The sequence below is a fragment of the Ilyobacter sp. genome, assembly GCF_041583315.1.
GTDB lineage: Bacteria > Fusobacteriota > Fusobacteriia > Fusobacteriales > Fusobacteriaceae > Ilyobacter.
In genome coordinates this window covers 1-9,575 of record NZ_JBFHGC010000036.1, presented here as the reverse complement: position 1 = coordinate 9,575, position 9,575 = coordinate 1, and the positions used below count along the sequence as shown (strand labels likewise).

Here is a 9,575-nt window from a genome sequence, read left to right as displayed (position 1 = left end):
TTAATTTCATATGGAGCAGACAAAGTTGTGGTTGTAGACAGCCAAGAGCTTAAATTTTATGATACAGAAGCTTATGCGCAAGCTTTTTCATCAGTTATAAATGATAAAAAACCAGAAATAGTTCTTGTGGGCGCAACAACAATAGGAAGAGACCTTGGACCAAGGGTTTCTGCAAGAGTTGTTACAGGACTTACAGCTGATTGTACAAAACTTGAAATTTCTGAAGAGAGAGAACTTCTTATGACAAGGCCTGCTTTTGGAGGAAACTTAATGGCTACTATAATCTGTCCTGATCACAGACCTCAAATGTCAACTGTAAGGCCTGGAGTAATGCAAAAGTTTCAAAAAGATGATGCAAGAAAAGGTGAAATTGAAAAATTCAATGTAAAATTTGATAGTTCAAAAATGAAGGTAAAAATAATTGAAATAGTTAAAGAAGAAAAAGAAAAAATAGATATAACAGAAGCCAATATTCTTATTTCTGGAGGAAGAGGGGTCGGAAGTGCTGATAACTTCAAAAAACTGGAGGGACTTGCAGAAGAAATTGGAGGGACTGTATCTGCTTCAAGAGCAATAATAGATTCAGGATGGATAGATCATGATAGACAGGTAGGTCAAACAGGTAAAACAGTAAGACCCGACATCTATTTTGCACTAGGAATTTCAGGAGCAATACAACACGTAGCCGGAATGGAAGAGTCAGAATTTATAATAGCAATAAACAAAGATAAAGAAGCTCCTATATTTAATATTTCAGACTTGGGAATTGTAGGAGATGTCTCCAAAATAGTTCCTCTGATCACTGAAGAAATAAAGACATTGAAAATTCAAAAATCAAAGTAATGGGTCTTTCCCAAATTCCGTGTAAATTATATTCCTAGTCATTTATAGGTGATCCAGCTGGATCACCTTTTTAAATTAAATATTTATCCATTTTTTCAGGATAAACTACTACCAACATTCTTAGTATCTTTTCCCAACCTCTAATCTTCTGAGTCCACTTTTTCTTTTGAAATTGACTTAAAGCTCTTGCTATATTTAGAGCTAAACAATGTTTCTCACATACAATTAATTTTTATAGACTTACTCCCTTTATATTTATTGATAAAACTAGAAAAATATACTAATTTTTAATTTCAATATTTAAGAATTAGTTTAGCCTTTTTTTCTATCTCTGATCTATTAATTGCTCCAAAGTATCTGCTGTCAAATGAATTAGGGTTAGTTCCAAGGACAAATAATTCGTTAAACCGAGGTTGTAAATCTCTAGTAGATAAGTAAGGAAGGGTTCTGCCATTGGAATCTTTGCTTTTGATATATGAATGAAATTTTCCATTTATATATAGTCTATCATCAATCCTAACTATTCTTTCTTTCTCTGTGGCAACTACCTTTTTCAATAATTTTTTAATATCTTTTTTAAGATATTTTCTTCCGTGGATGTACTTTTCAGATTTTTTAGGGATATTAAAAAGAACCATATCTCCCCTTTCAATCTCTTCTGCTTCAGCAAGCCAGTAGACACCTCTAGGAAGGCTAGAGCTTACATTGATGGTGAGATGGTTTCTTAATGCAAATAAAATTGAGACAAGGCTCAAAATAAAAATTATCAAATAAAAATTATATTTTTTCATAAAAGCAATTATCACATCCAATTATTCATGTTTTTTAGAACTTTGGTACGACTCTGAATTTTCTTTCCCACCAGGTGCAGTTATATTATCATTAGTTCTACTAAAACCAGACATTATTTTACTAACTCTCTGACCAGCAGCATGAGCTCTCTCCCCCTTAAAGCTCTCTCCAAGACTTGCTTTACCAGAGGCTCCCAATCCAAAATTAATAAAGTTTTTACCACTACCAGCCATAGCCCCTATAGCCCCACCTACAGCTGCAGCTCCTGCACTTGTACCACTTTTTACAAAACCAGCCATATCTCCACTGGATAAATTAGGATTTCCTGTTAAAAGTGATGCTGCAAGTCCTGGCGTCCTCCATATTAAGTACATAATAGACATTACTATACTCAATACATGAAGTGCAGGGAGTAACCCCATGTTTGCCGGTATACTTATATTTGATAGAATTTTATAGCTAGCTCCCAGTGTTAAGGCTAAAGTCATAATTTTAATCCCCATAGAAAGTATAATAGAAAAAGCTTTTTCAGTTATAAATGAAGTTTTATCAAGAGCAGCAAATGGTATAAATATTATAGTTATACCAGTAAGAGCATAAAATTCAAGCCATACAACGAAGACCTGAAATGCAATTGCAATAGCACAGAAATACATCACAAGTATAATTACCCAATACATGAGTCCGGTTTTTGTAAAAAGAGCAGCATTGTCATATAAGGGTGTAGTTATGTTAAATATCTCAGTCAATAAATTACTTGGATTTCTTAAAAGCTCGCCATTAAAAAAACCAGTAGAATTAACCCCAATCTTAACAAATCCCCTTTGTATTTCTGTTAAGACATATTGATATTCGTCTATTATCCAGTACAGAAACCCTATTTTAAAAGCTTTTCTGCATAGTGTTTTTATCCAATTGATCTCATCAATTTTGAAAATAAGCATTCCAAAATCAATTATTGTTAGGGTAAGAAGAAGCCAAAGGGCTGTTCCTTTTAAATTTTCAGGAATTCTAAAAAATTCTTTAGAAAGTGTTTCAAGTGTTTTAGTTAAAATTTGACTATCACTATACATATAGTTTCCTCCTAGAAAAATTCCCCTAGTAAATTACCATCATTATCTATAATTCCTGAAGATTCATTACTGGTGTCCATATCGTGCCTTAAGTTTGATTTTTCATTCTGTAGGTTTCTTATTTCTTCTTGATTTCTATTTACAATGTAAGTTGACTGTAATTTAAGACTCTGACCTGTTAAATACTTTAATTCCATTAATTGCTGAGCTGTTCCTGCAGAGAGTTGGACTATTGCTTGAATTGCTTGTAGCTGACCTTCTGCATCTTTAGCTGTATCCATAATGGCATCTATCCTTTCTGTATCATTATTATATTTTTCAGGAGATATTATCTCCAAAGATTTCATTACATCATACGTAACATTGTTAATCTCTTTAGAAAGTTCTTTTGCCTTTCTGGAATAATCACTGGCTGTGAGGAAAGAATCGTCAGTATAATCTGGATAAAGTTCAACAAACTTGGTCTGAAGATCAGTGTAATAATTAATTGTTGACTGAGTATTATTTTGTAATGCTATTATCTTTTGGAGATTATTTCTGAGGTTCTGTATCGATCCCATACTCAAACTTAAATCAAACTTTTGAAGTTGTTTAGCTTGATTAACAAGACTTTTGGCTTGATTTTCAAGACCTCTTATCTGGTTATCAATCTGTTCAAGAGTATTTAACTTATTTTCTAAATTTACTGCGTAATTTATGGGATCATGGACTGTGAAAGAGTATGTCAGTGAATATATGCTAATAAAAAAAATTAAAATAAATTTCATAATATAGATTCCTCCCAAACTTTAAATCATTCTTTCTTGACTTGTTTCATAATTTCAGCGATATATGTATTTTTAGTCGAAGCAAAAATTTTTTTATGCAGTATATCCATGGATTTTGTCCCAGTTGCTTCGAGATAGTTTATTTTAGCTGTCTCCAAAATTTTAATTTTATTCTCAGTAGGCAAGCTATTATATTCTTCAAGTAAAATACTCTTTTCAAATTTTATTTTTTCAAGATTTTCAAGGTCATATTTTATCTTTTCCTTTAATTCTTCAGGGGTTATTGCATCCCCCCTTTGCCATTCTTTTTGTCTACTATTTATTTTAAAAGTACTCCATTTACCAATTAAAGCAGTGTAAATAGCTCCATTTAAAGATTTTACTTTAGGATCTTTTTTCATTTTGTTATAAATCTCTTTAAAATTCTCTTCTGTAAGTTTAGGGATATTTTTTCTTATGTTAGATTTGGTTTTTTCATTTAAACTATAATTATCTAAAAATTTTAAAGTGAGAATTTTCTTATCTTCTGCTTTTTTAGAAGAAGATTTTTCTTCTGTAGTAATATTTGAAGTAGTATCTGATATATGTAACTTCCCTTGAGGCAGTTCCGTAAATTCTCTTTGGTCATCTCTGTAACTACCCAAAGGGAGTTTAGGGGGATTGCCTTTTATTTCTGGTGTATCTAGATCATTTGCTTCTACTTTAATTAAATTGTCTAAAAAATCATCAGTATATTTATTATTCCTATAATAGAAAGTAATGCCCTTAATTTTGTCATGATATGAGCAATAAAAAAATTCCTCTCCTCTTTCATTTCTGAATACATTTTTCCCACTATTTATTGTCTCTTCAAATGCTCTCTTGCTGCCATATGCAATCCCTAGTTTACTAAATGCTGTTCTAACTTCTTTTTCAGAAAAAACAAGCTCTTCAGACCAGCTATCACCATTTTTATAGAATTTATTTTCTTTGTTAGGTTTAGAAAGAAATTTATAAAATGGCTGCCCATTTTTTTTATGAAACCAATATTCAATTTGTTGCATTAAAATAGTTGCATTGGTATTTTTGAGAACCCTTTTAAGTTGTGGAAGATACGGAATACCTTCTCTAGTGATAGCTAAGAGCTTGTTTTTCATTTGGTCCTCCTTTCTTTGGTTATTCTTTATACTAGGTATTTATAAGTTAATAATATGTTGCGCTCCTGTGGTTAGAACAAGCTCTTATTCGCTTATTCAAATCCTCGTAGCACGCGTTTTAAAAAATTCTATTTTTTCAGCTTCTTTTATTATGGATTCTCCGTCAAATCCCTTGATTTTGAGCCAAGCAACATTGAAGTCTCTGGTATCTAGGTGCATAATATTTTTAGCTGCTTGCTGATCATGTTCGCCACTTGTTGCCAGGTATGCTAATTCTAAAGGACTTAATCCCAATTGATATAGCCTGGAACCCAAAACTGATTTATAGTAATAATCCCTTTTTAAAGTTCCTAAAGACAAAATTTCAATTTCTCTTTCATTCAATCCAAATTCTGTATATATTTCAATATTTTCTCTAGCTTTAGGGTTTGGCAGAAATATCTTAGTTTGGCATGCATTTTTTACAGTTTCGCAGATATTAGATTTAGCTATATCATTAAGTTCTTGAGTTGCAAAGACAACACTTGCATTTTTCTTCCTAAGGACTTTAAGCCATTCTCTGATTTTAGATTCAAATTGTGGATTATCAAAAAATAACCAGCATTCATCTAAAATTATAAGGGTAGGATCTCCCTTAAGCCGTTCTGTCTCGATTCTATGAAATAAGTAGCTTAATGTAGGAGTAATAACTTGTTTTTTTTCAGCAATCTTTTCCATCTCAAAAACCTGCCAATTTCCATAGTCTAGATTATCCTCAGAAGAATCAAAATACTTTCCATAGGGTCCTTCATTGGTATAGGGTTTTATAGCCCTTCTTAAGTCTTCATCCTGAAGGTATGCTTTAAATCCAGTTAAAGTTCTTTGGACAATTGGGGTATTCTCAAGGTCAGTTAATGCGTTCCAAATAGCCTCCTTTTTCTTTGGATCTATCTTTATATTTTCTTGTATATAAATTGCTTCAATCCATTCTTGGGCAAATTCTTTTTCAGTAGGTTTATCTATCTGAGCAAGAGGTTGAAAAGCTAAATCTTCTCCTCCAAGATCATAAAAATCACCTCCTACAGTTTTAGTTAGTATTCTTGAAGAAGCCCCCTTATCGAATATGTATATTTGTGAGTTCTTATATTTTTTAAATTGAGCTGCAAGAGCACCTAGTTTTACAGATTTCCCTGCTCCGGTCATTCCTACAATCATTGTGTGGCCGACGTCACTTTGATGAAGATTTAATCTAAATGGAGTATTTCCACTTGTTTGTGTATAAAGTAGTGGTGGGACGTCAAGATGTTTATTCCATAATTCACCAGCCCATACTGCACTTATAGGTAATAGATGAGCCAAAGTTAAGGAATTTATCATGGGTTTTCTTATATTGTATATTGTTGTTCCTGGGAGAGATCCTAACCAAGCCTCTATAGTATTAAATGTCTCAAGATGGGCTATAAATTCAAGACCGTTGATTATTTTAACGATCTCTTTAATTTTTTTATTAAGAATTTTTTTATCCTCATCCAAGATCACAATTGTGCATGTGTAATAACCTAAGGATGCTCTATCACTTTGAATAAAAGTTTTCTCCTGGGCTACTTCTTCTGCTTTATTTAAGGAGTCTCTATTTAAATTATGTGTGGTTTCTTGATTTGTAAATACCTCTTTAATAAGTTGAAAAAAGCTTTTTCTTCCAGCAAACCATTTTCTATGATAGCTTTCTAGATTTTTTAAAGCTGTTTCTTTATCTAATGCAATAAATCTAGTAACCCAACGGTATTCAACATTGAGCCTGTTTAATTCATCAAGAATTCCAGGGACACTTGATCCTGGGAAACCGTCTATTGATATAGTTCTCAGATGTTTATTTCCTAATTTTGGTTCTAAGCCTCCAATCAATGGGGTGTCAGTTACGAAATTATCTAGCAATAAAGAAAATTCTGGTACTTTGACTTCATGATATTTATCTGATATTGTGCTATGGAGATATGTTAACGTTTCCTTATCATTAAGCCACTTTACTTGGGCAAATACTGATTTTAGGGAAAGAAAAAAATCTTCACTTTGATTTTTAAATGTTTTTATAGCTTCTTTGTAATCTATTCCAACTTCATCTTTTTCACCAATTATAAAAAAATCAAGAAACTTCTTTGTGGTGTCTTTTGGAGGGAGATATGTCAAGGTAAAGTAATACTTACTTTCATAGTGATGCCCACTTTCAAAAAACTTTTTCCGTTCATTCTCTATAATTTTAACTGGTATTTCCTTAATTTCTTTACTAACAATGTAATTCTTGGATTTGAAACGCTTTGATTCACAATGAAAGGTCCATTCTCCATCTATTCTTTTAAAAATGTTATTAATTTTTTTTGCCGAAGAGGTAAGTTCTTCAATTGTGGAACTATCGAGATCAAAACCTCGAAAGGAAAAGGTAGCCTGTATAGACCCATTTTTATTAATAAGAATCCCTGGCTCAACCATATATCCCCAAGGAAGATAAAAGGCTAATCGATCCTGTATATCCTTGTACTCTTTAAGAAACATAACTTTTCCTCCATTTTTTATATTTAATCAGGGATGATAATATTTTTTATGCCGAATATATCTTTTAAAACACTCGAAAAATTTTTGATCTCTTTTAGCTGCATAAATAATGAGAAGATGTGTAAAAGCAAATAGCGGCATAATTATAATATTTTCAAATCCTAAAAAAACAATTCCTGCAAGGGTTGAATTAAGAACAACTACATTTCTTGGACCTCCTGCTACTGGAATGTCTTTTGTTATTGCTTGACATATTGGTATTCTGTAGTTATCTCTAATACTCATAGACTTTTATCACCTTCTCAATTAATCTATTTTTAATAACTCATAATCGTTATTATAGTTTTTAAGTTCTACTATATTTTCTATGTATCTTTTAGTTCCTAACTTCTTAATTGTTATTATGATGTCTACTGCTGAGGCTATTAATTTTTCTTGTGAGCCTGTTGCCACTTCCTGTATATATTGTTCTAATTTCTCAAGACCTGATTTACAGTCATTGGCATGAATTGTACAAACTCCCCCAGGATGGCCGGAATTCCAAGCTTTTAATAGATCTAATGCTTCTCCTCCCCTTATTTCACCTATCATTATTCTGTCTGGCCTAAATCTCATTGTAGACTTTATAAGGTCACGCATAGTTACATTATCTGTCGTTCTCATAAAAACAACATCCTCTGCTGAGCATTGAAGCTCTTGAGTATCTTCTAAAATAATAATTCTATTATCATACTTAGCCATTTCATTGATGATGGCGTTACAAAAAGTTGTTTTTCCAGTGGAGGTTCCCCCTACAACTAGTATATTCTTTCTATCTTCTACGGCCTTACAGACCTTTAAATATTGTTTTTTCGTTATAGATCCTCTTTCTAAATAATCATCTAAAGTAAAAATCTTTATCGCCTTTTTTCTTATTGTAAAAATTGGATTAGCAACAGTAGGTGGGAGCATCCCCTGAAATCTACTTCCTGTTCCTGGAAGTTCTGCACTAAGTATAGGATTGTTTTTATTTACTACCGTTTCTACTGCACTCGATACTAAGTTAATTATTCTTAATGCCGAAGAAGGTGAAATATCTGTTCCAGTATATTTCCGACCTTCATTAAGAGTATCTATCCACAATTTTCTATCTGGATTTAACATGATTTCAATAACATCATCATCTAGCAGGTAGTTCAAAATTGTTTCTCCTAAGGCTGTTTCAATAAGGTCTAATTGCCTTTGTTTAGTTAGGCTCATGATATACTTTCCTTTTTGGAGGCCTTTCTTTTAAGTGCCTCCATTCTTTTCTGTTCTTTTAACGCCTCTATTTTAAAGGCTCCAATCTCTTTTAAATATTTTAATCTTTCCTTATTATTTTCAGGATCTTGTATTAATTCAATTGTTTCCTGAGCACTTCCATAAAAAACTTGTTTTGCCAAATCATCGTCAATAATTTTGCTATAGATACCTAAGTAGTCTAAAAATTTATTGATCTCTCTCTTTTTTCTAGCCATTTCTTTTTGAAGGACCTCTTTTATCTGTAAATCTAAGCTTTTCTTTTCTTCTTTAAGGCGTTCCCTTTTCTGGTGTAAACTTTCTAGCTTCATACTTTACTCCTTTGCTCTTAGCTTTAATCTATTTAAATATTTTTTATCATCATAATACTTAATCTTAAATCCTTGTATAGGAGGCTTTCCGTTTATTAAAATTAAGTTTTTATCTGAAGGATAAGTCCCAACTTCCCCTTCTGTTAAAAGTCTTCTTCCAATTCTGTGTGAAGAATAACTCCAATCAGATAAATACTTAAAGCCTTTCCAGGATTTGGTTGTAAACTCAATGGTTTTATCTCCTAAAGAATTAGATATTAATCTTGGAGTTTCGTGATCTGATTTTGCAGGAGTATAAAAAATAGATACATAACAATTACTTAGTATAGAATTATCTTTTGTATATAGCCTATTTACTTGGTTAATATCCTGGGTTATCAAAAGAGCCTTCATGCCGTAACCTGCTATAAAGGCCAAAGCTTTTTCTATTAATGGAATTTTTCCAAGTGCAGAAAACTCGTCCAATAAAAGTAAAAGTCTATGCTTATATCCCTTATTTTTCATTCCATCCACAAATACCATTTCCTCAGTGAGTCCATATATAATCTGAGTTATGATCAACCTAAAAAGAGGAGCTGTGACATCTAATGCCTTAGGTGGTGTGACAAGAAAAAGATCTAAAGGAACGTCGGCATTCATGAGATCATTTATCTTAAAATCACTGCCAGATGTATTTTTGTCTATGATAGGATCCTGATATATTCCTAATTTAGTAAGAGCTGTTGAAACGATACTCGCTCTTTCCTTATCTGCCTTTCCTAGCATGTCTCCTGCAACTCTTGCTGCCACAGGATGTGTATTTGGAAACTCTGTTACTATTAACTCTTGTGTTTCTTCATCTTCAAC

The 9,575-nt window shown here is 32.1% G+C and carries 10 protein-coding genes; 1 reads left to right on the top strand and 9 read right to left on the bottom strand.

Annotated features, from left to right (window positions below; translation table 11 throughout):
• The coding region (locus tag ABZA26_RS02440) for an electron transfer flavoprotein subunit alpha/FixB family protein (protein WP_372712936.1) at positions 1–843 on the top strand (843 nt) is incomplete at its 5' end.
• A 293-nt stretch (positions 844–1,136) separates the two neighbouring features.
• On the opposite strand, the gene traF is transcribed toward ABZA26_RS02440, so the two are convergent.
• The 9 genes from traF to ABZA26_RS02395 all read right to left on the bottom strand — a co-directional run.
• Entirely contained in the window at positions 1,137–1,634 is a 498-nt protein-coding gene (traF, locus tag ABZA26_RS02435) for a conjugative transfer signal peptidase TraF (protein WP_372712935.1), read from the bottom strand.
• Between the two features lie 21 nt (positions 1,635–1,655).
• Positions 1,656–2,708: a type IV secretion system protein gene (locus tag ABZA26_RS02430; RefSeq protein WP_372712934.1), complete on the bottom strand. Its 1,053-nt coding sequence runs from the start codon at positions 2,706–2,708 to the stop codon at positions 1,656–1,658.
• An 11-nt stretch (positions 2,709–2,719) separates the two neighbouring features.
• On the bottom strand, positions 2,720–3,475 hold the full coding sequence (locus tag ABZA26_RS02425; RefSeq protein WP_372712933.1) for a conjugal transfer/entry exclusion protein: 756 nt from the start codon (positions 3,473–3,475) through the stop codon (positions 2,720–2,722).
• A gap of 26 nt (positions 3,476–3,501) precedes the next feature.
• Positions 3,502–4,611, bottom strand: coding sequence for a hypothetical protein (locus ABZA26_RS02420; RefSeq protein ID WP_372712932.1), 1,110 nt, complete (start codon positions 4,609–4,611; stop codon positions 3,502–3,504).
• Positions 4,612–4,707: 96 nt separating this feature from the next.
• Positions 4,708–7,140 (bottom strand): conjugal transfer protein TrbE, encoded by a 2,433-nt coding sequence (locus ABZA26_RS02415; protein WP_372712931.1) that lies wholly within the window; start codon positions 7,138–7,140, stop codon positions 4,708–4,710.
• Between the two features lie 27 nt (positions 7,141–7,167).
• Entirely contained in the window at positions 7,168–7,425 is a 258-nt protein-coding gene (locus ABZA26_RS02410) for a VirB3 family type IV secretion system protein (RefSeq protein ID WP_372712930.1), read from the bottom strand.
• Between the two features lie 21 nt (positions 7,426–7,446).
• The gene (gene trbB / locus ABZA26_RS02405) at positions 7,447–8,379 is read right to left on the bottom strand and encodes a P-type conjugative transfer ATPase TrbB (protein WP_372712929.1); all 933 of its coding nucleotides are present in this window, start codon (positions 8,377–8,379) and stop codon (positions 7,447–7,449) included.
• Positions 8,376–8,729: a hypothetical protein gene (locus ABZA26_RS02400; RefSeq protein WP_372712928.1), complete on the bottom strand. Its 354-nt coding sequence runs from the start codon at positions 8,727–8,729 to the stop codon at positions 8,376–8,378. The genes trbB and ABZA26_RS02400 overlap by 4 nt, the downstream gene beginning before the upstream one ends.
• Positions 8,730–8,732: 3 nt before the next feature.
• On the bottom strand, positions 8,733–9,575 hold an 843-nt coding region (locus ABZA26_RS02395), incomplete at its 5' end, for a type IV secretory system conjugative DNA transfer family protein (protein WP_372712927.1).

Coding starts and splice junctions, on each gene's coding strand:
- traF (WP_372712935.1), bottom strand. CDS start 1,634: ATGAAAAAATATAATTTTTATTTGATAATTTTTATTTTGAGCCTTGTC.
- ABZA26_RS02430 (WP_372712934.1), bottom strand. CDS start 2,708: ATGTATAGTGATAGTCAAATTTTAACTAAAACACTTGAAACACTTTCT.
- ABZA26_RS02425 (WP_372712933.1), bottom strand. CDS start 3,475: ATGAAATTTATTTTAATTTTTTTTATTAGCATATATTCACTGACATAC.
- ABZA26_RS02420 (WP_372712932.1), bottom strand. CDS start 4,611: ATGAAAAACAAGCTCTTAGCTATCACTAGAGAAGGTATTCCGTATCTT.
- ABZA26_RS02415 (WP_372712931.1), bottom strand. CDS start 7,140: ATGTTTCTTAAAGAGTACAAGGATATACAGGATCGATTAGCCTTTTAT.
- ABZA26_RS02410 (WP_372712930.1), bottom strand. CDS start 7,425: ATGAGTATTAGAGATAACTACAGAATACCAATATGTCAAGCAATAACA.
- trbB (WP_372712929.1), bottom strand. CDS start 8,379: ATGAGCCTAACTAAACAAAGGCAATTAGACCTTATTGAAACAGCCTTA.
- ABZA26_RS02400 (WP_372712928.1), bottom strand. CDS start 8,729: ATGAAGCTAGAAAGTTTACACCAGAAAAGGGAACGCCTTAAAGAAGAA.